General features: G+C 73.2%; 15 protein-coding genes. 9 read left to right on the top strand and 6 right to left on the bottom strand.

The window, feature by feature from the left end; translation table 11 throughout:
* Both xylB and WQ56_RS15800 read right to left on the bottom strand, forming a co-directional pair.
* Window positions 1-1,097: xylulokinase (gene xylB / locus WQ56_RS15795; protein ID WP_047138104.1), on the bottom strand; the 1,097-nt coding region annotated here is incomplete at its 3' end.
* A gap of 184 nt (window positions 1,098-1,281) precedes the next feature.
* Window positions 1,282-2,289 (bottom strand): LacI family DNA-binding transcriptional regulator, encoded by a 1,008-nt coding sequence (locus tag WQ56_RS15800; protein ID WP_047138105.1) that lies wholly within the window; start codon window positions 2,287-2,289, stop codon window positions 1,282-1,284.
* Window positions 2,290-2,484: 195 nt separating this feature from the next.
* On the opposite strand from WQ56_RS15800, the gene WQ56_RS15805 reads away from it, so the two are divergent.
* The 5 genes from WQ56_RS15805 to WQ56_RS15825 all read left to right on the top strand — a co-directional run bounded on the left by WQ56_RS15805 (window position 2,485) and on the right by WQ56_RS15825 (window position 10,850).
* Window positions 2,485-5,085 (top strand): glycoside hydrolase family 3 protein, encoded by a 2,601-nt coding sequence (locus tag WQ56_RS15805; protein ID WP_231583440.1) that lies wholly within the window; start codon window positions 2,485-2,487, stop codon window positions 5,083-5,085.
* Window positions 5,086-5,389: 304 nt separating this feature from the next.
* Entirely contained in the window at window positions 5,390-6,085 is a 696-nt protein-coding gene (locus WQ56_RS15810) for a glutathione binding-like protein (protein ID WP_047138107.1), read from the top strand.
* A 109-nt stretch (window positions 6,086-6,194) separates the two neighbouring features.
* Window positions 6,195-8,468, top strand: a complete 2,274-nt coding sequence (locus WQ56_RS15815) for a S9 family peptidase (RefSeq protein WP_047138108.1) — start codon at window positions 6,195-6,197, stop codon at window positions 8,466-8,468.
* Window positions 8,469-8,487: 19 nt separating this feature from the next.
* A complete protein-coding gene (locus WQ56_RS15820; protein ID WP_052773056.1) occupies window positions 8,488-8,988 on the top strand; it encodes a cytochrome c oxidase assembly factor Coa1 family protein in 501 nt (166 codons plus the stop codon).
* Between the two features lie 68 nt (window positions 8,989-9,056).
* Window positions 9,057-10,850 carry a DUF885 domain-containing protein gene (locus WQ56_RS15825; RefSeq protein WP_047138109.1) on the top strand — a complete coding sequence of 598 codons (1,794 nt, stop codon included), beginning with the start codon at window positions 9,057-9,059 and terminating at the stop codon, window positions 10,848-10,850.
* An 87-nt stretch (window positions 10,851-10,937) separates the two neighbouring features.
* Here the strand turns inward: WQ56_RS15825 and WQ56_RS15830 are convergent, their stop codons facing one another.
* Window positions 10,938-16,607, bottom strand: a complete 5,670-nt coding sequence (locus WQ56_RS15830; protein WP_156170587.1) for an alpha-2-macroglobulin family protein — start codon at window positions 16,605-16,607, stop codon at window positions 10,938-10,940.
* Window positions 16,608-16,704: 97 nt separating this feature from the next.
* Window positions 16,705-17,400 carry an ElyC/SanA/YdcF family protein gene (locus WQ56_RS15835; RefSeq protein ID WP_047138111.1) on the bottom strand — a complete coding sequence of 232 codons (696 nt, stop codon included), beginning with the start codon at window positions 17,398-17,400 and terminating at the stop codon, window positions 16,705-16,707.
* A gap of 128 nt (window positions 17,401-17,528) precedes the next feature.
* Here WQ56_RS15835 and WQ56_RS15840 point away from each other — a divergent pair, with 128 nt between their 5' ends.
* The 4 genes from WQ56_RS15840 to WQ56_RS15855 all read left to right on the top strand — a co-directional run bounded on the left by WQ56_RS15840 (window position 17,529) and on the right by WQ56_RS15855 (window position 22,051).
* Window positions 17,529-18,728, top strand: coding sequence for a beta-ketoacyl-[acyl-carrier-protein] synthase family protein (locus tag WQ56_RS15840; RefSeq protein ID WP_047138112.1), 1,200 nt, complete (start codon window positions 17,529-17,531; stop codon window positions 18,726-18,728).
* Window positions 18,725-19,501: a beta-ketoacyl synthase chain length factor gene (locus tag WQ56_RS15845; RefSeq protein ID WP_047138113.1), complete on the top strand. Its 777-nt coding sequence runs from the start codon at window positions 18,725-18,727 to the stop codon at window positions 19,499-19,501. Before WQ56_RS15840 ends, WQ56_RS15845 begins: the two co-directional genes overlap by 4 nt.
* A complete protein-coding gene (locus WQ56_RS15850; protein ID WP_047138114.1) occupies window positions 19,498-20,328 on the top strand; it encodes a glycosyltransferase family 2 protein in 831 nt (276 codons plus the stop codon). The genes WQ56_RS15845 and WQ56_RS15850 overlap by 4 nt, the downstream gene beginning before the upstream one ends.
* 82 nt (window positions 20,329-20,410) lie before the next feature.
* Window positions 20,411-22,051, top strand: coding sequence for a tryptophan 7-halogenase (locus tag WQ56_RS15855; protein WP_047138115.1), 1,641 nt, complete (start codon window positions 20,411-20,413; stop codon window positions 22,049-22,051).
* A 118-nt stretch (window positions 22,052-22,169) separates the two neighbouring features.
* Here the strand turns inward: WQ56_RS15855 and WQ56_RS15860 are convergent, their stop codons facing one another.
* Together WQ56_RS15860 and WQ56_RS15865 are read right to left on the bottom strand one after the other, a co-directional pair.
* Entirely contained in the window at window positions 22,170-22,640 is a 471-nt protein-coding gene (locus WQ56_RS15860; protein ID WP_047138116.1) for a hypothetical protein, read from the bottom strand.
* 99 nt (window positions 22,641-22,739) lie between these two features.
* Window positions 22,740-23,228, bottom strand: coding sequence for a hypothetical protein (locus WQ56_RS15865; protein WP_047138117.1), 489 nt, complete (start codon window positions 23,226-23,228; stop codon window positions 22,740-22,742).
* Window positions 23,229-23,288 lie beyond the last annotated feature (60 nt).

Here is a 23,288-nt window from a genome sequence, read left to right on the forward strand (position 1 = left end):
ATGGTCTGCGGCGTCAGCCCGGCCAGCACGCCGCGGCCCAGCGGCAGGTCGGGGGTGCGCTCGCCGTTGAGGAACGGCAGCAGCGTCAGCCCGCCGGCGCCCGGCGGCGTCGCATCGATGTGCGCATCGCCCTCGCGCGTGGCGAAGCCGAACATCCGCGCCACCTGCTCGGTCGCCACCGTGCAGTTCATCGTGCAGATCAGCGGCAACCAGCCGCCGGTCGAGTCGCAGAACGCGGCCCAGGCACCGGTATCCGACACCACCGGCACATCGCTGTAGGCGAACAGCGTGCCCGAGGTGCCCAGGCTCATCGCCAGCCGGCCCGGCGCCACGCAGCCGGTGCCGATCGCGGCCATCATGTTGTCGCCGCCGCCGGCCGATACCCGCACGTCCGGCGACAGGCCGAGTTCTTCCGCGATCGCCGGCAGCACCGGGACCAGCGCGTCGGGCTCGACCAATGGCGGCAGGCAGGCTGCGAGGTCGCGGTCGGGGGCGGTCGCGCGCAGCAGCGCCGGCGACCAGGTGCGCGTGCGCACGTCGAGCCAGCCGGTCCCCGACGCATCGCCATGCTCCATCCAGCGCTGGCCGGTCAGCCAGAGATTGATGTAGTCGTGCGGCAGCGCGATCGCGGCCAGCCGTGCGTAGACCTCGGGACGGTGGGCCTTCGTCCACGGCAGCTTGGAGGCGGTGTAGCCGGCCAGGATCGGGTTGCCGGCCTGCGCGATGCACGCCGCCGCGCCGCCGACCGCGTCCATGATCGGCCCGCACTGCGCGCTGGTGCTGGTGTCGCACCACAGCTTGGCCGGCGCCAGCACCGCGCCCTGCGCGTCGAGCGGCACGAAGCCGTGCTGCTGGCCCGACACGCCGAGCGCGGCGATCCGGCCGCGCAGTGCCGGGTCGAGCGCGGCGAAGCAGCCGCGGATCGCGTCGAGCCAATCGGCCGGGTGCTGCTCGCGGCTGCCGTCGGCGCCGGCGATCAGGTCCAGCGCCCGCCCCTGCGTCGCCAGCACCTCCCGCGAGGCCGGGTCGTAGACCACCAGCTTGACGCTCTGCGTGCCGAGGTCCAGGCCGGCGACGAGGGCCTGGCCGTCATGCATGGATGCCGCCCCCCGGCCGGGCGCGGCGCCGGCGCATCGCCTGCCGCGAACCGCCGCCCCTCACTGCCTTCCCCATCCCGCGCTGCCTCCCCGGACCGTTGTCCACCGATAGACATCCATGATGCGGGCTGCGTCGCGTCCTGTCATTGTGCGGTGCGTGAATCGGGCGCCCGCAGCGCCGCGATCAACCGGGCGCGGGCCCGGTGGAGCGCCGCAACTGCAGCGTGTACGGGACCTCGACCATGCCCGCCTCGTCGCGGTCGCGCAGCGCCTTGAGCAGTTCGAGCCCGGCCAGCTGGCCCATCTCGCGCGTGGGCTGGCGCACCGTCGTCAGCGCCGGATGGATGTGGCGCGAGATCGGCGTGTCGTCGAAACCGCAGACCGACACGTCGCGCGGCACCTGCAGCCCGAGCTCGTAGACCGCGCAGATCACGCCGGCGGCCATGTCGTCGTTGGCCGCGAAGATCGCGGTCGGCGGCTCGGGCAGCGCGAGCAGCCGCGTCGCGGCGCGGAAGCCCGATTCGTGCGAGAACTCGCCGTCGACGACCAGCGCCGGGTCGAAGGCGAGCCCGGCCTCGCGCAGGCCGTCGCGATAGCCGGCCAGGCGCCAGCCGGTGGCGCCGTGCGCCGGGTGGCCCTTGATGTGCGCGATCCGGCGATGCCCCAGCGAGGCGAGGTGCGCGACCATCTCGCGCACCGCGCTGCTCTCGTCGACGGTCACGCCGATGCGCCGGTGCGCCTCCATCGGCGAGATGCTGGCGTACGGCACGTCGAGCTCGTCGAGCCGCGCGAGCAGCGCCGGGTCGTCGGTGATCGGTGGCGTGAGCACCACGCCGTCCAGGCGCGACTGCTCGACCATCGCCTCGACCGTGTCGACGATGTCGCGCGCGTCGTAGACCAGCGGCGCGAGCATCAGGTTGTAGTGGTGCGCCTTGCAGGCATCGAGCAGGCCGAGCTCGACCTCCATCAGGTAGTTGCTCGACGGGTTGTCGTAGAGCATCGCGACCAGGTACGAGCGCCGTCCGGCCAGCGTGCGCGCCGAGGGATGCGGCGTGTAGCGCAGCTTGCCAACCGCGGCCTCGACGCGCGCGCGCGTGGCCGCGGCGACGTTGGGCTCGCGGTTGAGCACCCGCGAGACGGTCTTCATGGACACGCCGGCCTCTGCGGCGACGTCCTCGATGCGGACACGCATGATGGGATCCAGGCTCGGTGCGACTTCGCAGCGGATTCTGCCAGACGGGCACGGATCGAGTGCTCGCCGATCCACGCTTGGGGTCCGCGTTTGCCGCTCTGCAGCAAACGCCCCTGGCGGCTTGCGGTATTCTGCGCCGCTCATGACAACGCTGTCAGCACGGCTGACATCCACGTAGCGGAGGGGAACCCGACGATGTCCATCCAGCCCACACCGGCCATGCGCCGGCGCGCCGCCCGACCCGCCGGCCTGCGCCTGTTCGCGCTGGCCGCCGCCATCGCGCTCGCCGGTTGCGGTGCCGAGCCCGCGGCGCTCGACACCGCGGCGACCGATGCGCAGGCACAGCCCGCCGCCGACAGCAACGCGGTCGATCCGGCGCAGTGGCCCGAGGTGACATGGCCGTTCGACGACACCGAACTCGACGCGAAGGTCGACGCGCTGCTGGCGACGCTGACGGTCGAGGAAAAGGTCGGCCAGATCATCCAGGGCGACATCGCCGACATCACCCCCGAGGACCTGCGCAAGTACCGGCTGGGCTCGATCCTGGCCGGCGGCAACTCCGATCCGGGCGGGCGCTACGACGCAGCGCCGGCCGAATGGCTGAAGCTCGCCGATGCGTTCTGGGAGGCGTCGATGGACACCGCCGGCGGCGGCAAGGCGATCCCGGTGATCTTCGGCATCGACGCGGTGCACGGCCAGAGCAACATCGTCGGCGCCACGCTGTTCCCGCACAACATCGGCCTGGGCGCGACGCGCAATCCCGACCTGATGCGCGAGATCGGCCGCGTGACCGCGATCGAGACCCGCACCACCGGCATGGAGTGGGCGTTCGCGCCGACCGTCGCCGTGCCGCAGGACGATCGCTGGGGCCGCACCTACGAGGGCTATTCGGAATCGCCCGAAGTCGTCGCGCAGTTCGCGCCGGCAGTGGTCGAGGGCATGCAGGGCAAGCCCGGCGCGGCCGACTTCCTCGACGACCACCACGTGATGGTCTCGGTCAAGCACTATCTGGGCGACGGCGGCACCGTCGGCGGCAAGGACCAGGGCGACACCCAGGTCACCAACGCGCAGCTGCGCGACGTCCACGGCGCAGGCTACCCGCCGGCGATCGCCGCCGGCGCGCAGGCGGTCATGGCCTCGTTCAACAGCTTCCACGGCGAACGCCTGCACGGCCATCGCGCCCTGCTGACCGACGTGCTCAAGGACCGGATGAACTTCGGCGGGCTGGTCGTCGGCGACTGGAACGGCCACGGCCAGCTGCCGGGCTGCACGACCACCGACTGCGCCGCCACGTTCAACGCCGGCCTCGACCTGGCGATGGCGCCCGACAGCTGGCGCGGCCTCTACGAGAGCACGCTCGCGCACGTGAAGTCGGGCGAGATCCCAATGGCGCGGCTCGACGACGCGGTGCGCCGCGTGCTCCGGGTGAAGTTCCGCATGGGCCTGTTCGAGAAGCCGCGCCCCTCCGAACGCGCGCTCGGCGGCAGGTTCGAGCTGCTCGGCGCGCCCGAGCACCGCGAGGTCGCGCGTCGCGCCGTGCGCGAGTCGCTGGTGCTGCTCAAGAACCAGGGCCGCGTGCTGCCGCTCTCGCCCAAGCAGCACGTGTTGGTGGCCGGCGACGGCGCCGACGATCTGGGCAAGCAGTCCGGCGGCTGGACGCTCAACTGGCAGGGCACCGGCACCAAGCGCGCCGACTATCCGAACGCCGACAGCATCTGGGACGGCATCCGCACCCAGGTCGAGGCCGCAGGCGGCAGCGCGCAGCTGGCGGTCGACGGCAAGTACCGGCAGAAGCCGGACGTGGCGATCGTGGTGTTCGGCGAGGATCCCTACGCCGAGTTCCTCGGCGACCTGCCGAACCTGCTCTACAAGCCCGGCAACGATGCAGACCTCGAGCTGATCAAGCGCCTGCGCGCCGAGGGCATCCCGGTCGTCTCGGTGTTCCTGAGCGGCCGTCCGCTGTGGGTGAACCGCGAACTCAATGCCTCCGATGCATTCGTCGCCGCGTGGCTGCCGGGCTCGGAGGGCGCGGGCATCGCCGACGTGCTGCTGCGCGGCGCCGACGGCCAGCCGCAGCACGACTTCAAGGGCAAGCTCGGCTTCTCCTGGCCGCGCCGCGCCGACCAGTACGTCAACAACGTCGGCATAGACGGCTACGACCCGCTGTTCGCATTCGGCTTCGGCCTGACCTACGCCGATGCCGGCGATCTTGCGCCGCTGCCCGAGGATGCCGGCGTCAGCGCCGACGACGGCAAGAATGCGCCGTTCTTCGCGCGCGGCGTGCCCGGCCCGGGCATCCGCCTGGTCGTCACCGGTGCCGACGGCCGCGGCGCCGACGTGCTGCATCCGCGCGTGGCAACCCCGGACGGCACGCTGACACTGGCCGCGGTCGACTACCAGACCCAGGAAGGCGCGCGCCTGCTCACCTGGACCGGCGAGGCGACCGCCGAACTGCTGTCGCATTCGCCGACCGACCTCGGCGCCGAAGGCGAGGCCGTGCTGACCGCGACGATCCGCGTCGACGCGCTGCCCGCACAGGGCGGCGTGAAGCTCGCCGTCGGCTGCGGCAAGGACTGCACCGCCGAGCTGCCGGTCGGCGACGCGCTGGCCGCGCTGCCGCGCGGCGAATGGGTGCGGATCGGCGTGCCGCTGGACTGCCTGCGCGCACGCGGCGCCGACACCACCCGCATCGACCGCCCGCTGGTTGTCCGCGCCGGCGCCGGCCTGACGCTCGGCCTGGCCGAGGTCGGCAAGGGCGCGCAGGCCGAACACATGATCGCCTGCCCGGCGCAGTAGGCCGCGCGCGTCCACACCCGCGCCCGGATCCGGGCGCGGCACGGAACCGGCCTGCGCGACGCCCTCCGGGATCACCTCCCCCGCCCGCGGGGGAGGTCGGACGTGGTCATCGTCCGTGGGCGCCGCGCTTTCTTACCTCCCCCGCCCGCGGGGGAGGTCGGCGCGCCCGCGCGCCGGGTGGGGGCACGGGCCCTCCAAGCAGCCCTGAGGACACCCACGCAACGCAGCGGTCCACCGGGCGTCCACGCCGCACCCGCGCAGGGCGCCTAGACTCGACGCACCCTGTCAGCGGAGCGTCCCGCCCATGATCGACCTGCATTACTGGCCCACCCCGAACGGCCACAAGGTCACTTTGTTCCTCGAGGAAGCCGGCCTCGACTACCGCGTCCAGCCCGTCGACATCGGCAAGGGCGACCAGTTCAAGCCCGAGTTCCTGGCGTTCTCGCCGAACAACAAGATGCCGGCGATCGTCGACCACGCCCCGGCCGACGGCGGCGCACCGCAGACGGTGTTCGAATCCGGCGCGATCCTGCTGTACCTGGCCGAGAAGACCGGCCGCTTCCTGCCGGCCGACCCACGCAAGCGCATCGAGGCGCTGGAGTGGCTGTTCTGGCAGATGGCGGGCCTGGGGCCGATGACCGGCCAGTACGGCCACTTCAACGTCTATGCGCCCGAGAAGATCCCCTACGCGATCGAGCGCTACACCAACGAGGCCAACCGGCTGCTGCAGGTACTCGATACGCGCCTGGCAGGCCGCGACTTCATCGTCGGTGATGCGTACTCGATCGCCGATATGGCCGCCTACCCATGGATCGGCGTCTACGACAAGGCCCCGATCGATATGACGCCCTATCCCGAGGTCCGCCGCTGGCAGGCCGCGATCGCCGCGCGTCCGGCCACGCAGCGCGCATATGCGAAGGCGAAGGAAGTCAATCCGAATGCCGGCAAGCCGATGAGCGAGGACGAGAAGAAGCTGCTGTTCGGGCAGGGGCGCCGCTGACTGCGCCGCAGGTGGCCCCGGCTCGGCGCGCGGTCGGACGGTGCAGTGTGTGGCAGGCGGAGGCGCAGCGACCCGATACACTCCCATCCCCCGCTCCACTGGACCCGCCATGCGCTCCGTCCTTGCCGCTGCCGCCCTGATGCTCGCCACGACCGTGTCCGCCCAGCCCGCCACATCCCCCGCCGACGGGCGACTCACGCTCGAGGCGATCACCGGTGACGCGCCGTTGTCCGGGCCGACGTTGCTCAAGCCGCAGGTCGCGCCGGACGGCTCGCGGGTGACGTTTCTGCGCGGCAAGGACGAGAACCGCAACCAGCTCGATCTGTGGGAATACGACATCGCCAGCGGGCAGACCCGGATGCTGGTCGATTCGAAGGTCGTGCTGCCGGGCGAGGAGACGCTCAGCGACGAGGAGAAGGCCCGACGCGAGCGCCAGCGCATCGCGGGGCAGTCGGGCATCGTCGACTACCAGTGGGCGCCGGATGCGCGCACGCTGCTGTTCCCGCTCGGCGGCGAACTGTATCTCTACGACCTAGCGAAATCCGGCCGCGACGCGGTGCGCAAGCTCACCGACGGCGGCGGGTTCGCCACCGACCCGAAGGTCTCGCCGCGCGGAGGCTTCGTCAGCTTCATCCGTGCGCGCGACCTGTGGGTCGTGGACCTGGCGAGCGGCACCGAGCGCCGGCTCACGCACGACGGCAGCGAGGTGATCGGCAACGGCATCGCCGAGTTCGTCGCCGACGAGGAGATGGGCCGCCACACCGGCTACTGGTGGGCGCCCGACGACAGCGCGATCGCGTACGCGCGCATCGACGAATCGCCGGTGCCGGTGCAGAAGCGCTACGAGGTCTATCCCGACCGCACCGAGGTCGTCGAGCAGCGCTATCCGGCCGCCGGCGACGACAACGTGCGCATCTCGCTGCACGTGGTCGCGCCCCAGGGCGGCGCGGCGTCCGGCATCGACCTCGGCCCCGATCCCGACATCTATCTCGCGCGCGTGCAGTGGCGCGACGCCGGACGGCTGACGTTCCAGCGCCAGTCGCGCGACCAGCAGACGCTGGAGCTCATCGAGGCCACGCTCGCCACCGGCCGCCAGCGCACGCTGCTCGTCGAGCGCAGCCGCACCTGGGTGCCGCTGCACGACGACCTGCGGTTCCTGCCGGATGGCCGCTTCGTGTGGTCGTCCGAACGCGACGGTTTCCAGCACCTGTACGTGATGAGTGAGGACGGACGCCGAGCGACGCAGCTCACGCGCGGCGACTGGCCGGTCGACGCGCTGCTGGCCGTCGACGAGGCGGCCGGGCGCGTGTACTTCCGCGCGGGCATGGCACTCGAGGACGGCAAGGCCGTCGCCCGCCCGCTCGAATCGCGGCTCTTCAGTGTCGGCCTCGATGGCCGGCAGGCCTACACCGCGCTGTCGGCGGCGCCCGGCATGCACACCGCCAGTTTCGCGCGCAACGCATCGGTCTACGTCGACAGCTGGTCGAACACCACCACCCCGCCGCAGATCGCCCTGCACCGCGCCGACGGCACGCAGGTCGCCACGCTAGTCGACAACGACCTCGCCGCGGCCGACCACCCCTACGCGCCCTATCGGGCCGCGCACTTGCCCACCGAGTTCGGCACGCTGACCGCAGCCGACGGGCACACGCCGTTGCATTACTCGCTGATCCGGCCGGCGGACTTCGATGCGTCCAAGCGCTATCCGGTCGTGGTGTACGTCTACGGCGGGCCGGCCTCGCAGACCGTGCTCGACACCTGGCCCGGGCGCGCGGATGCGAGCTTCCACCAGTACCTGGCGCAGCGCGGCTACGTGGTGTTCTCGCTCGACAACCGCGGCACGCCGCGCCGCGGACGCGACTTCGTCGGCGCCCTGTATCGGCGCCAGGGCACGGTCGAGGTCGAGGACCAGGTCCGCGGCGTGGACTGGTTGAAGGCGCAGCCGTGGGTCGACGCCGACCGCATCGCAGTGAACGGTTGGTCGAACGGCGGCTACATGACGCTGATGCTGCTGGGCAAGGCGCCGGAGGCCTACGCCTGCGGCGTCGCCGGCGCACCGGTCGCCGACTGGGCGCTCTACGACACGCACTACACCGAGCGCTACATGGGCCTGCCCAAGACCAACGTCGGCGGCTATCGCGAGGCCAGCGTGTTCACCCATGCCGACAGGATCCGCCCCAATGCCCTGCTGCTGATCCACGGCATGGCCGACGACAACGTGCTGTTCACCAACGCGACCCAACTGATGAGCCAGCTGCAGGCGGCCGGTACGCCGTTCGAGCTGATGACCTACCCCGGCGCCAAGCACGGCCTGCGCGGCCGCGACGCCCTGCACCGCTACCGCACCACCGAGGCCTTCCTCCAGCGCTGCCTCGCGCCCTGACGCACCCGGAGCGTCCCGCATGTCCGCCACGCCCCCGCCTCTGCCCGCCGGCCCCACCGTTCCACACGCCGCACCGCCGCCGCGCGGCTGGTGGCAGCGGAACTGGAAGTGGGCGCTGCCGGTGGCGATCGTCTCGGCGCTCGCGCTGGCCGCCGCCGCGTTCGCCGCGCTGCTGTTCGGGATCCGCGGCAGCCTGATCGGCTCGGACGTCTACCAGGATGCGGTCGCACGGGCCCGGGCGCACCCGGAAATGGTCGCGCTGATCGGCGAGCCGATGACCGAGGGCTTCATGCCGATGGGCAGCGTCAGCAGTTCGACCACCGGCGGCGGCTCGGGCGAAGCGGACCTCATGGTCACACTGACCGGGCCCGACGGCAGCGGCACGCTGTTCGTCGAAGCCGGGCGCGCACGCGGCCAGTGGCGCTACGCCTCGCTGTTCTTCGTCGAGGAGTCAGGCGCCGGCATGGTGACGCTGGTCGACGACGACACCGGGATCGGCGCACCCGCGATCGGGCAGTGACCTCCGGGCCATTGCCGGCCCGCGGCGCGGGGTCTACGGTGGGCCGGTCGCCGCCGCCGGATCACGCCATGAAGCCGCTCGTCCTCGCCATCGCCCTGACGCTCGCCGCGCCGTTCGCGGCCGGCGCCCACCCGCGCGATGCGGCCACCGTGAACGCGCCGCAGGCGGCGTCGCCCGCGTGGGTCGAACGCAGCAACACGCTCGCGCAGATCCTGATCGACGCGCAGGCGCCGTTCCAGCCCGAGTCGGCCGGCTTCTTCGGCGTCCCGGGCTACGACGACCGCGTCGCCGACCTCGGGCCCGACCACCCGCGGCGCTATCGCGAGGCGATGGCGGGCGCACGCGCGAAGCTGCAGACCCAGCTCGAGCTCGAGCGCGACGCCAACGTGCGCCAGGACCTGCAGATCCTGTTGACCAGCATCGACGAGAGCGTCGAGGGCAGCACGCTCAACGAACGGTACCTGCTGCCGTGGACCGACGCGCCGCAGCTGATCTTCGGCGGCATCAACGGCCTGCTGTCGGCGCAGACGCCGCCCGAGCGGCGCGCGCACGCCCTCGCCCGCCTGCAGCGCTACGCAGGACTCGCCGAGGGCAGCACGCCGATCACCACGCTCGCGCGCCAGCGCTACGAGGAGCGGCTGGCGAATCCCGAGCTGCTGCAGCCGACGAAGCTCGAGGTGCAGCGCGCGCTCGACAGCGCCGACACCTACATCGCCGGCATCCGCAAGCTGTTCGAGGAATACCGGGTCGAAGGTGCCGAACCGGCGCTCGACGCGATCGCCAAGGAAATCACCGCCTACGCCGACTGGACCCGCGCGACCGTGCTGCCGAAGGCGCGCGAGGACACCCGGCTGCCGCCCGAGCTCTACGCGTTCGGCCTCAAGCAGTACGGCACCGACATCGATCCGCAGTTGCTGATGCAGCGCGCGCAGCTGGCCTTCATGGAAATCCGCGCGCAGATGCAGCAGCTCGCGCCGCTGGTTGCGAAGGACAAAGGCATCGATGCGACCGATTACCGAGGCGTGATCGCCGCGCTCAAGCGCGACGCGATTCCCGACGACAAGTTGGAAGCCAGCTACCGCGACGTCATCGATGCGATCGACCCGATCATCGAGCGCGAAAACATCGTCGACGTGCCGCAGCGGCAGATGCAGATGCGACTGGGTTCGGCCGCCGAATCGGCCGCGTCGCCGGCGCCACACTTCCGCCCGGCGCCGCTGGTCGGCAACACCGGCCAGCAGGGCACGTTCGTGCTGCCGCTGGGCAATCCCGGCGGCGACGGTGAAGGCGATGCCTACGACGACTTCAACTTCGACGCGGTGCGCTGGACGCTGTCCGCGCACGAGGGCCGGCCGGGCCACGAGCTGCAGTTCACCGCGATGGTCGAGCGCGGCGTGTCGCTGGCGCGCTCGATGTTCGCGTTCAACTCGGTCAACGTCGAGGGCTGGGCGCTGTACGCCGAGGCCGAACTGGTGCCCTACGAGCCGCTCGACGGCCAGCTGATCGCGCTGCAGTTCCGGCTGCTGCGCGCCGCGCGCGCGATGCTCGATCCGATGCTCAACCTCGGCCTGATCGACCGCGAGCGCGCCGGCCGCGTGCTGACCGAGGAAGTGATGCTGTCGCCGGCGATGGCGCGCCAGGAACTCGACCGCTACACCGTCAACGCACCCGGCCAGGCGACGAGCTACTTCTACGGCTACACGCGCATCCTCGAACTGCGCATGCGCACCGAGCTCGCGCTGGGCGAGACGTTCGACCGCCGCGCCTTCAACAACTTCCTGCTCGACCAGGGCCTGCTGCCGCCCGACCAGCTCGCCGAGGCGGTGGAGACGCAGTTCGTGCCCGCGCAGCAGCGCCGCTGACCGCGCGCCCTTTGTAGGAGCGCGCTCGCGCGCGAATGACGCTGCACCAGGAAGGCCTCATCGCGCGCGAGCGCGCTCCTACGGCGCCTACGGCCCGGACGGCGCGACGACGATCCGTTGCGCCTCGGTCCGCGCGTGGCTGGCGCCGCCGTACATCAGTTCGGCGGTCGCAGGCGCAGCGAGGTAGTCGCCGCCGTTGCCCGCGCGCGCGAAGTAGTGCAGGGCGTGCGTCCCCGCCGGTAGATGCTCGGCGTAGAAGCGCGGCGCACGCGGATCGAGGCGACGCGTCGCGAACCAGGCGCTGCCCGTGTCCGACACCTGCTGCAGGTCGAGCCCTGCGATCGCGCCCAGCGCCAGGTCGGTCGGCCGCAGGCCGCCCGGCACCGCATCGGTGACCGCGACGAAGTAGCGCGGCGCCGTGGTGCGCATCGTCAGCGTGACGCGCAGCCAGTCGCCTTCGCGCACGTCCGCATCGGCGATCGGCGCCCACCCGCCGTCGCGCAGCACGGCATACTGGCGCTCGATCGAAAAACCAAGCGCCGAGGCGCGCGCCTGGCGCGCATCCTCGTCGAAGACCACCTCCGCGATGTACCCCGCCGGCGCGTCGCCCGACGAGCGGTTGCGGATCGCCGCGAGCCGGCCGTCCGCGGGCAGCGCACCCTGCCATCCGGCCTGCACCTCGCCGGGCGGGACGGTCAGCGTGCGCTCGGCCGGGGTGCCGGGCTGCAGCGTCGCCGAGATCGTGCCTGTCTCCGGGCGCGCGACATCGCGCAACGCCAGCAGGCACATCGCCCCGCTCTGCGTGTCGACGGCGGGCGCGCCGCCTGCGTACAGATCGCCCAGCCCGGCGATCAACGCGCGGCGCGCGGCCGCATGGGCGGCATCGCCGCGCAGCAGGTCGACCAGCGCGCACTGCTCGCGCAGCGGCGAGCCCATCCAGCGCGTGGCATCGCCGTCGCCCCGCAGCGTGCGCACGGGGCCCTGCGCCGGTGCCGCCTGCAACAGGCGGGCGAGCGCAATGTCGGCCGACGGATGCTGCGCATGACGCAGGCCCACCGTCAGCGCGATGCGGGCGGGCATCGCGAGCAGGTCCCAGCGCGCGAACGCGTCGTCGAGCAGCGGGGCCGGCGCATTGCCGAACGCGCCGAGCGCAAACGCGCGCTCGTTGGCCGCGACGACATCGGGCGCGGCCGGCAGCGGCGCGCGTGCACGGCCGGCGAGGAAGTCGCGGGCGCGCCGGTCGATCTCGGCGTCGACCGGATATCCCAGGCCGCGCAGCGTGTCGAATGCCCGGACCGACCACGCGGTCAGCGCGAGCTGCGCGCGTGCGCCACTGTACGTCGCTTCCTCGCTGTCGGCGAAGAAGCGGAAATCACCGCCACGGTTCTGGAACACCGCGGCGTTGTCGAGCGCTTCGCGCACCACGGCCTCGGCGTCGGGCCACGCCGCACCGTCGCCGCGTTCGAGCGCCAGCGCGGCCGCGACCGCGCGGCTGAGGATCTGCTCCCAGCAGCGGTGGCGATAGTCGCGCATGTCGCCGGTCCATCGCGCGACCAGGCCGGCGATCCCGTGCTGCAGCGTGACGTGCAACTGCGCATCGGTCGCGTTGTCCGGCAGCGTCGGCAGCGCCAGGTCCAGCGGCGCCTCGTCCAGCCAGCCGGCCTGCAGGCGACGGCCGCGGATCGTCGGCGGCGCGACCTCGACCGTCGCGGCGACGGCGTCGCGTCCCGCCGCGGCGTCCGCCATCGCGACCACCTGCAACGGGCCCGGCGCATCGGGCTCGATGGTCGTCGCGATGCTGGCCTGGCCACGCGGCGCGAGCGTCACCGCCTGCGCGTCGCGCACCGGCAGCGTGAGACCGTCGACCTGCAGCACGCCCTGGACCTGCGCAGTCGCATCGCCGGACTGGCGCAGGGTCGCCGCCAGCCGCGCGCGGTCGCCGGGATACAGGCGTACCGGCGTCTGCAGGCGAACCTCCAGCGGCAACCCCGTGTCCAGCGTCGCGTCCGCGACCTGGAAGTCGTCGTCGGCATCGTTGCTCCACGCGATCGCCCGCCAGCGGGTCAGGTTGTCGGGCAGCGTCAGCGGCACCTCGCGCGTCTCACCCGGCATCAGCCGGATGCGCGGCAGCCACAGCGCCGCGTCGGCGAAGTGCGTGCGCAGGCGCGCATGGGCCTGCAGGGCACGATCCGTCCCGCTGCTGCGCGCGACGTCGACGGGATCGCGACGGCCGCTGCCGGCGTCGGCGGCGGCCTCGGCGAGCCGGCTGCCCGTGACCTCGACCCGATCGAGCGCCGAGGGCGAAGGATCGACGCTGGCACCGATGTCGGCGGCAGGCGCCGGCGCGGGCGGCGCAGGCGGCGCGGGCGCATCCATCGGCCTGGGGTCGTCGAACATGACCGGGGGCGCCTCGGGTCCAGCCGGCATCCTGGCGCTGTCCTCGGCCAGGCCCCACGGCAGGCGGACCTCCCAGGGTCCGGGGTTTCGCCATTGCGAGAATCCCACCGTGGCCGGCGCGCCGTAGGACGACTGCGCACCGAGCCAGGCGGGGCCCGCAGGATCGGCGAATGCGAGGAACGGCGCCGCCAGTGCGCGCAGCGCATCGTCGACGACGGCCAGCACGATCTCGCGCGGGCGATCGCCGGCGTTGTGCAGCCGCACGCGAGGGTGGTCGCCGGGCGCCGCCTGGCCGACGTCGAAGGCGACGGTGACCGGCGCCTCCGGCCCGGATCGGGCCGGCATCGGCACCTCGACCCGCAAGGCGGTCACGGCGGGCGCCCTGCGGATGCCGCCGGTCACCGACGAGGGCGCGGCATTGCGGACGAACGCATGCAGCACCGGCGTGCCGCGCCAGTCGCGTCCGGTGGGCAAGGCGAACTGCGCGCCGCCGCCGTCGACCGTCTCGACCCGATGCGCGAGCAGCGTGTCGTCGCCGGCGACGAAGACCAGCAGCACGCGCACCCGTGCGTGCGGCTGCCCCAGCGCGAACCGGGCCGCATCGCCTGCGGCCTCCACCGGTCCCAGCAGTTCGAGCGTCGCGCCGCGTCGCGCCTCGCCTGGCGTCCAGCCGTCCCAGACGTGGCGCACCAGCGTGGCCGGCGCGGCATCGCCGCTGCGCGCGGTGAACCGGTACCGGCCCGGCGCCTGGCGCGGCACGTCGCAGGTCACCGCATCGCGACCCGGCACGCGGCAGCGCGCGACCACCCCAGACGCCGCGTCGGCGGCGGCATCGTGCGGCTGGTACTCGACCACGACCTCCACCGGCGCCTCGACCAGCGCGCCGTCGGCATCGATGACTCGCCCGTGCAGCATCACCGGGGTGTCGGCGTCGAGCGCGCGCGGCTCGACCTGCAGGCCCACGAAGCGCGCGTAGCGGCTGTAGCGCGCGGTGGCCGCGTTGCTCGCGGTGGCTTCGCGGTCGCCGGGGCGAAGCTCGGCGACGAGGCGCAAGTCGCCGAACGGCACCGGCGTGGCGTCGGGCGTGCGCATCGCGACCGGCTGGACGATGCGGGCGCGCCCGTCGGCGCCGGTCACCGGTGCCGGGTCGACCGCGTCGACCAGCCGGACCGGGCCGTGGCCTGCGAAGGCCTCGATGAAGGTGTAGGCGGCGTGCTCGGGATACGCGTCGGCGAGGCGCCGCGGGGTCACCGTCGCGGTGATCCGCGACAGCGCGATGCCCGCGGCCGGCCCGCCGGAGTAGTAGCCGGCCGACAGGTCCACCTCGAAGCGCTCGCCGTCGCGCAGCACCCGGGGCGCCTCGCCGCTGGCCTCGACCCACAGGTCCTGCGCCCGGTAGGTGCCGACGAAGAAGCACGCGCCCCGCAGGGCGTGGACCTCGCCTGCGCCGATGCAGTAGGTGCCGTCGGTCAGGTGCACCGGCAGCGCCAGTTCGCCATCGATGCCGCCATCGGCGCCGGGGACGGCGTCCCAGCGCAGGATCGTCCGGTGCCGGTCGAGATCGAACAGTTGCAGCGCATGCACGGGCGACGTCCCGATGCGCAGCAGCCGGCCGCCGCTGCGCTGGCGCTGCCACAGCCGGTAGCGCACGGTGTCGCCGCTGCGGTACATCGGCCGGTCGGACACGCCCCAGACCTGCAAAGGCGCAACCCGGCCCAGCGTCGCGCCGTCGTCGGCGGACTGCCAGGCCGGCAGCACCGCGCGCCGTGCGCGTTCGCCACGCCCCTGGCTCGCGCGCAGCAGCCACTTTGGAAAGCCGTCGGCCCCGAGCGCATCGCCGGCGACGGCATCGGGCACGCGCAACCGCGCCACGCCGTCGCGATCGGTCCTCGCGGTCGCGACCACGCGGGGCGCCGTATCGGCACGGTCCATCCACAGCAACTCGACGTCGGCGCCGGATACCGGCGCATCGACGTCCCAGGCGTTCGCCCATGCGAGCACCTCGTGGCGCCCGGCGACCGCGAACAGGTCGAAGGCGGGCGCGGCGAACTCCAGCATCGACGGACGCGCGCCGGCATCCGGGCGCCAGCGGACCCAGCCGCCCTCGCCCAGCACGCGCGTCGTGACCTCGGAGGCGATCGGCTGCGCCGTTGCGTCCGCGGGCGCCTCGGCCAGCGCATGGCCGATGTGGTGCGTACGGCCGACGCCGGTCACGTCGATGTCGACGCGCGCGGTGTTGACCGCTTCGGCCAGCACTGGCGGGATCCGATCGGCGCCTGCGACCAGGCGGCGCTGTTCGGGCGCGCGCAGCGCCGGTCGCGACGGCCCGATCCGCAGCTCGATCCGCGCCGGCTCGATCGGCGTCGAGGTGCCCGCCGCATGCAGTTCGCCACGCACGTCGATGGTGGCGTCGACGCCGGGCGTATCGAACACGACGCGCGCCGACCGGCCCGGTGCGCCCGCGATCGGGCGGTCGTCGTCGGCATGGACGCCGGACTGGGCAGACCAGCCGAGGAAGACGGCGCCCGCCGGCAGCGACGCGACCCAGCGCGCCTCGTCGGCCGGGTCGAGCGGATGCGAGAACCACAGTTCGACCGGTTCGCCGGCGAGGCATGCCAGCGCGACCGTCCCTGTGCGATTGCGCGCGTACGCGGTGCGTTGCGGCGCGGCGCAGCGCCCGCCGCGGATGCGGAAGGACTCGCGCGCCAGCGCCCGCACCAGCGACGTGTCCTGCGTGCCGGGCAACGGTCCGGCGGTGCTGCGCAGGCCGGGCCGGATCGAGAGCTCGACGATCTGGTCGTGCCCGTCGGGCATGCCGACCGTGTCCAGCGCGAGGTCGAAGCGCGCCGCACCGTTCCAGGTCGAACCGGAGACCGGCGTCAGCGACGATACCGGCACGGCCACCGTCCGGCCGTCGACGTCCAGGCGCAGCGCGGCGGCCACGGCCTCGCGCGTGCCCGGCAGCGCGGACTCGATGCGCAGCGTCGGCAGTCCGTCGCGCCACCGGAGGGCGGATGCCGACAGCGTCGGCCGTTGCGTCTCCGCCTCCAGCACCTGTGGCGCGACGGCGGCGCCGCGTTGCGTCGTCAGGCCGGCGGCGACATGGATGCGGTAGCGGGTCGCCGCGGCCGGCTCGGCATCGCCGAAATCGCAATCCAGCGACAGCTCGCTGCTCCAGCTGCAGGTCGCGGGCAGCGCCGGCTCCAGCCGGACGAGGTCGCCGCCGCGCGGGTTGTCCCACACCTGCATCGGTTCGGAGAAGCGCAGCTGCAGCGCGCCGTACCGGAAACCGGCATCGATGCGCGTCGCGTTTGCGGCGTCGGCGGCCACGCCGCAGGCCAGTGCCACCGCCAATGCCACCCAACGGCGCCTCCACGCGCCTGCCTCCACCGCTGTCCGCATCGTCCTGCCGCTCCCTGCCGAAGACCCGGCCAGGATACGACGGCCCGCCGCCGCGCTACCCCAGCCGCGCGAGCATCCGGCGGTGGCCGATCAGCCGGGCCCAGCGCATGCCCACGTCGACCCAGCACACGTACGCGGCCTCGCCGGCGATCCGCCACCACGTCGCCGGGCGCCACGACAGCGCGGGCTCGGCGGCGCACAGTTCCCAGTCCAGGCCGAGGTGGCCGGCGAACAGCGCGCAGCGGGCAAGGTGGTAGCGGCTGCTGAGCAGGGTGACCTGGCCCACCGGCGCCGGTGCGGCCTGCGCCAGCATCGCGCGGGCGTTGCGCAGGTTCTGCAGGGTGTCGCGCGAGCGGTCTTCGAGCAGCAGCGGGGCGTCGGCGGCGACGCCGCGCGCCAGCAGCGCCTCGCGCGCGAGCGCAGCCTCGGTCGGGCCGCCATGCGGGCCGCCGCCGAGCAGCAGCACGCTGCGCGGCGCATGCGAGGTCCACAGGGTCGCGGCCCGTGCCAGGCGGGCCTGGAAGTCGGCATCCAGCCGGCCGCCGGGCGCATGCTTGCCGAACAGCAGCACGCAGTCTCCGCGCGCCGGCGCGCAGGGCGCGTTGCGCGCCACCCGCCAGACGTGCACGACGTAGCCCACGTAGACCAGGCCGAGGCTCAGCATGCAGGCGCTGCCGGCCACCACGAGCGCGTGCAGCGCGTCGCGGTCGACGAGCAGGCCAAGCCGGCGCAGCAGGCGGGGACGGGCCATCGGACGTGACTTCGCGTGGGGAACGGCACTGGGGTCGGCCCTGAATTCTAGCCTCACATGCGATGGCTATACTCGGCCGCTTCCCGAGACGGACCCCACGCGTGCCCCCACCGCAGTCGTTGCCGCCGATGCCGGCGATCGCCATCCGCGCCTACACCGCGACCACCGCACTGGGGCGCGGCGCGGAGGCGCAGCGCGAGGCCCTGCGCGCGCGCCGGGGCGGCCTGCGCCGCAACGACTTCGGCCCGGCCCCGTTGCCGACCTGGATCGGTCGCGTCGACGGGCTGGAGGCGGCCGCGCTGCCGGCCGCGCTGGCGCGCTGGGAGTGCCGCAACAACCGGCTGGCATGGCTGGCGCTGCAGCAGGACGGCCTGCCCGCCGCGCTCGAGGCCCTGGTCGCCCGCCACGGCGCCGACCGCGTTGCGGTGCTGGTCGGCACCTCCACCTCCAGCATCGGCGCCAGCGAGGAAGGCTACGTGCGGGCCACGACCGGCGACGACGGCACGCGCCGCTTCCCCGACGACCTGGCCCGCCCGATCGTGCACACCCCGCATTCGCTGGGCGACTTCCTGCAGCATGCGACCGGCCTGCGCGGGCCCTGCATCACCGTCGCGACCGCCTGCTCGTCGAGCGCGAAGGTCTTCGCGCAGGCGGCGCGGATGATCGATGCCGGGCTGGTCGACGCGGCGCTGGTCGGCGGCGTCGACACGCTGTGCGGCAGCGTGCTGTTCGGCTTCAACGCGCTCGGGCTGGTGTCGAGCGAGCGCTGCCGGCCGTTCGACGCCGCGCGCGACGGACTCTCGCTCGGCGAGGCCGGCGGTTTCGCGCTGCTCGAACGCGCCGCACCCGGCGAGGCCGGCCTGCAGTTGCGCGGCTACGGCGAATCGAGCGATGCGCACCACATGTCCGCGCCGCATCCCGAGGGCCTGGGCGCGACGCTGGCGATGCAGGGCGCGCTCGCGCGCGGCGGCGTCGACGCGGCGCAGGTCGGCTATCTCAACCTGCACGGCACCTCGACGCCGGCCAACGACGCGGTCGAGGCGCGCGCGGTCGACGCGCTGTTCCCGGGCACGCTGCACGCCAGTTCCACCAAGGGCTGGACCGGGCACACGCTCGGCGCGGCCGGCATCGTCGAATCGGTGTTCGCGCTGATCGCGCTCGAGCACGGGATCCTGCCGGGCATCCTCGACAGCCAGGTGCGCGACCCGGCCTGCGGCCCGCAGATCCGCTTCGACAACGCCGAGCGCGGGATCGACTATGCGATGAACAACTCGTTCGGCTTCGGCGGCAACAATTGCGCGCTGCTGTTCGGCAGGGCCGCGGCATGAGCGCACTGACCGCAACCGTCGCCGGTGTCGGCTTCTGGAGCCAGGGCCTGCCCGACTGGGCGGCCGCGCAGGCATTCGCCGCGACCGGCATGCTGCCCGACGGCGCGCCCGCGCGCCCGTCGCCGCAGTTGCTGGCGCCCAACGAGCGCCGCCGCGCGCCCGCCTCGGTGGCGGTGGCGCTGGAGGTCGCGCTTGCGGCCTGCCAGGCCGCCGGGCGCGATCCGGCGACGTTGCCGTCGGTGTTCGCATCCACCCACGGCGAGCTGGCGATCACCGACTACATGTGCGAGACCCTCGCGCAGGACCCGAGCGCGATCTCGCCGACGAAATTCCACAATTCGGTGCACAACGCCGCCGCCGGCTACTGGACGATCGGCGCCGGCTGCACCGCGGCGACGACCGCGATCAGCGCGTTCGACGCGACGTTCGCGCAGGGCCTGCTCGAGGCCCTGCTGCAGCCCGCCGCCGGCGCCGAGGCGGTGCTGCTGGTGGCCTACGACGCCGCCTCGGTCGGCCTGCTGGCGACGATGTCGCCGAGCGAGGGCCTGCTCGGCGGCGCGCTGGTGCTGACGCGCGACGGCGAAGGCCCGCGGCTGGCGGCGACGCTGCGCGACGGCGAGGCCGCCGGCGGGACCGGTCCGCTGGCAGCCCACGTGCCGGGCAATGCGATGGCGCAGATGCTGCCCCTGTTCGATGCGCTGGCGACCGGATGCACCGGCGCCGTGCTGCGCGCCGGCCCGCACCGTGCGCTGGCGCTGGAGATCCTGCGATGACCGTACCCCCCCTGCACCGCGGCAACGTCGCGGTGGTCGTGCCCGCGCTCAACGAGGCGCTGCGCATCGCCGAGGTCGTCGGCGGCGCGCTCGAGCACTGCGACCATGTGATCGTCGTCGACGACGGCTCCGACGATGCGACCGCGGACATCGTCTCCGCGCTGCCGGTCACGCTGCTGCGCCATCCGCAGCGCCAGGGCAAGGGCGCGGCACTGCGCGCGGGCTTCGCCGAGGCGCGTCGTCGCGGGTTCGCGGCGGTGGTGACGATGGACGGCGACGGCCAGCACCGCGCCAGCGACATCCCGCGGCTGATCGAGGCGGCCAACCGGCACCCCAACTGCATCGTCAACGGCGCGCGCCTGAAGAAGCGCAGCACCCAGCCCTGGTACCGGCGCCTGGGCAACGACTTCGGCGACTGGGGCATCGCCTGGGGCTGCGGCTACCGGCTGGTCGACAGCCAGAGCGGGCAGCGGCTGTACCCGGCGGGCGTGCTGGCGCTGCAGGACGTGCCCGGCGAGGGCTTCGTGTTCGAGGCGCAGATCCTGATCTCGGCCGCACGCGAGCTGGGCTGCGGCGTGGTGTCGGTGCCGGTGGAGACCCGCTACCGCAGCGCCGATTCCGACGAGCAGTTCCGCAAGAGCCACTTCCGGCTGTTCCACGATCTCTACCAGATCACCTCCCACGTGGTCGGCCAGGTCCTGTCCCACGGCGATCTGGCCGACGTCTACCGGCGCAGGCGCCGGTGCCCGCCGGTGATCTTCGATCCCGGCATGCCCGACCCCGAGCCCGAGCGCGCGCCGTCCCCCGGCACGCCGCAGGCCGGCTGAGCCCTCGGGCGCCGCCTGCGATAGGCTGCCCCCAGCCCGGCTTTCGAGGCATCCCCCCGACGCACACAGGACGGTCCGCACGATGCCCACGCCTCCAGCTCCCGATGCCAGCGCCGCCGTCGACGTCCTCATCCTGGGCGGCGGGCTCGCCGGCCTGACCCTGGCGCTGCAGCTGCGCGACCGCGAGCCGACGCTGTCGGTGGCCGTGGTCGAGCGCAAGACGCACCCGGTGCGCGAGGCCGCGCACAAGGTCGGCGAGTCGACCGTCGAGATCGGCGCGCACTACTTCGCCGACGTGCTCGGCCTGCGCGAGCACCTGGAGACCGAGCAGATCCGCAAGTTCGGCTTCCGCTTCTTCTTCTCCGAGGGCGCCGAACACGTCGACCGCTGCACCGAGATGGGCGTGAGCCGGCTGATGCCCACGCCGTCGTGGCAGATCGACCGCGGCCGCTTCGAGAACCACCTGGGCGAGCGCGCCCGCGCGCGCGGGGTGCGCTTCGACGACGGCGCGGTCGTGCGCGGCATCGACCTGGCCGACGACGACGGCGACCACGTCGTGCGCATCGAACAGGACGGCGCGCCGCGCGAGGTGCGCTGCCGCTGGGTCGTCGACGCCAGCGGGCGCGCCGGCCTGCTCAAGCGCAAGCTCGGGCTCGCCCAGGCCAACGACCACGATGCCAACGCGGTGTGGTGGCGCGTGGACGGCATCGTCGATCCCAACACCTGGTCCCAGGACACCCGCTGGCTGCAGCGCTGCGATCCGCCGGACCGCTGGCGCTCGACCAATCACATGTGCGGGCCCGGCTACTGGTTCTGGCTGATCCCGCTGTCGTCCGGGGCGCATTCGCTGGGCATCGTCTGCGACGCGAAGATGCATCCGCTCGAGACGATGAACACACACGCCAAGGCGATGGACTGGCTGCGCACGCACCAGCCGCAGGTCGCCGCCAGCCTCGACCGTACCGAGCACACATTGCAGGACTTCCTGTTCCTGCGCCACTTCTCCTACGGCGCGAAGCAGGTGTTCTCCGGCCGGCGCTGGGCGCTGACCGGCGAGGCCGGCGTGTTCCTCGATCCGTTCTACTCGCCGGGCAGCGACTTCATCGCCATCAGCAACACCTACGTCTGCGACCTGATCGGCAAGTCGCATGCCGGCCTCGACGTCAGCCGCCACGCCGAGCTGTACCAGCAGCTGTACTTCTCGTTCTACGAGAACACGCTGACGCTCTACCAGGACCAGTACCCGCTGTTCGGCGACGCGCAGGTCATGCCGGTCAAGGTCATCTGGGACTACACCTACTACTGGGCGGTGCTCGCGCCGTTGTTCTACGCCGACCGGCTGACCGACCTGTCGACGCTGGGCCGGTTGCGTCCGGCATTCAACGAGGCCCGCACGCTGAACCTGGCGCTGCAACCGCTGCTGCGCGAGTGGGGCGAACGCAACGCCGGGCGCGCGCCGCCGGGCGCGCGGCTGCTCGACCAGTTCGGCATCGACTGGTTCCGCGAGATGAACCGGGCGCTGGGCGACACGCTCGACGCCGACGCGTTCGTCGCGCGCATCGGCGAGAACGTCGCGCGCATGCGCCACCTCGCCGGAGAAGTGCTGGCGCGCGCGCGTATGGAGCACCCGCAGATCGGCGACCACGGCCTGGATGCGTTGCTGGCCGACGCCGGCGACCGACCGGCCTCGCTCGACCCGGTCTGGTACGCCGACGCCGCCTGAGTCCGTTGCAGGGTCTCGACGGCGACGGTCATGACCTCGCCGCTGCTGTCGCGCCGCCGCGCGGCCGGCGACGAAGCCCTGGCGCGCACGCGCGCGCCCTGACCTCGCGGTCTGCGTCTCAGCGGACCGGCGGCACCTGGCCCGCCGGTGCGGCGGGCGGCGGATCGGCGACCCAGATCGCGATGCCGCTGGCGTACTTCTGCCGCGGGCTGATGTCCACGCCCACGCCGGCGGCCGAGAACGAGCGCCCGCCGCCGCGGCCCAGGCCGCCGCCGACACTGACGCCGCCGCTGCGCTCGCCGTCGGCGGTGCCCTGGAACAGCACGCCGTTGGCGCCGAGACTGGCGGCCTCGTTGCGGAGCTTCTGCAGCACCGAGTCGGTCTTGTTCTGCTCGCCGTAGGTCAGCGCGCCGCTGCTGGTGTTGAGGATCGCGATCTCCTCGTAGTGCCCCGGCGGCGGGCCGTGGTAGATGCGGACCTGGGCCGGGTCGATCGGCGCGCGCGGCGTGCCGGTCAGGACGTGGGAGCTGGCGCAGCCGGCGATCGCGGCCACGGCGAGCAGGAGCGACAGGGTGCGGACGACGCGCATGGCGGTTCCTCGACTCGTGGATGCCCGGATGGGCGCCGGCCGATCATCCACCGGCCGACCTGAAGCCGGCGTGGATGGTGCCGGCATCGCGCGGCGCCGCTAACCGCCCTGTCCGATCCGCGCGCCATCCACCGGATCGCGCAGCCAGCGCTTGATGTGCCAGGTCAGCGCCCGGAAACTCGCATTCATCTGGAAGCAGCCGCTGGTCATGCTGCCGCCCCGGCCCTGCATGACGCCGTTGAAGCCCGCCACGCGTACGCCGTCCTCGTACAGCGCCCCGCGCACGCGCAGCGTCTGGGTGTGTTCGATGAACCAGTTGCCGCTCCACAGCGCGTCGACGATCTCGACCCGCAGCACCTGTCCCCGCATGTCGGCCAGCGGTGCCTGCGCGGGCTCGGCGACCTTGCGCAGTTCGCGGACGAGGGCGCTGGTGAAGTTGCCGGCGATGTCGCAGCGTTCGAGGAGTTCGGCGTCGATGTCCGCGCCCGCGACGACCGGGACCGGCACCTGGAGCCGGAGCCGGTCGCGCGCCTGCGCCGGCAGCAGGACCGCGCCCAGCAGGGCGGCCAACAGCAGGACGTATCGCATGGGATCCTCCCAGGGCGCCGTGGCCGGCGCGCTCCCGTGTACGAACGGCCGGAGACCGCC

The organism is Luteimonas sp. FCS-9 (genome assembly GCF_001014645.1).
Lineage (GTDB): Bacteria > Pseudomonadota > Gammaproteobacteria > Xanthomonadales > Xanthomonadaceae > Luteimonas.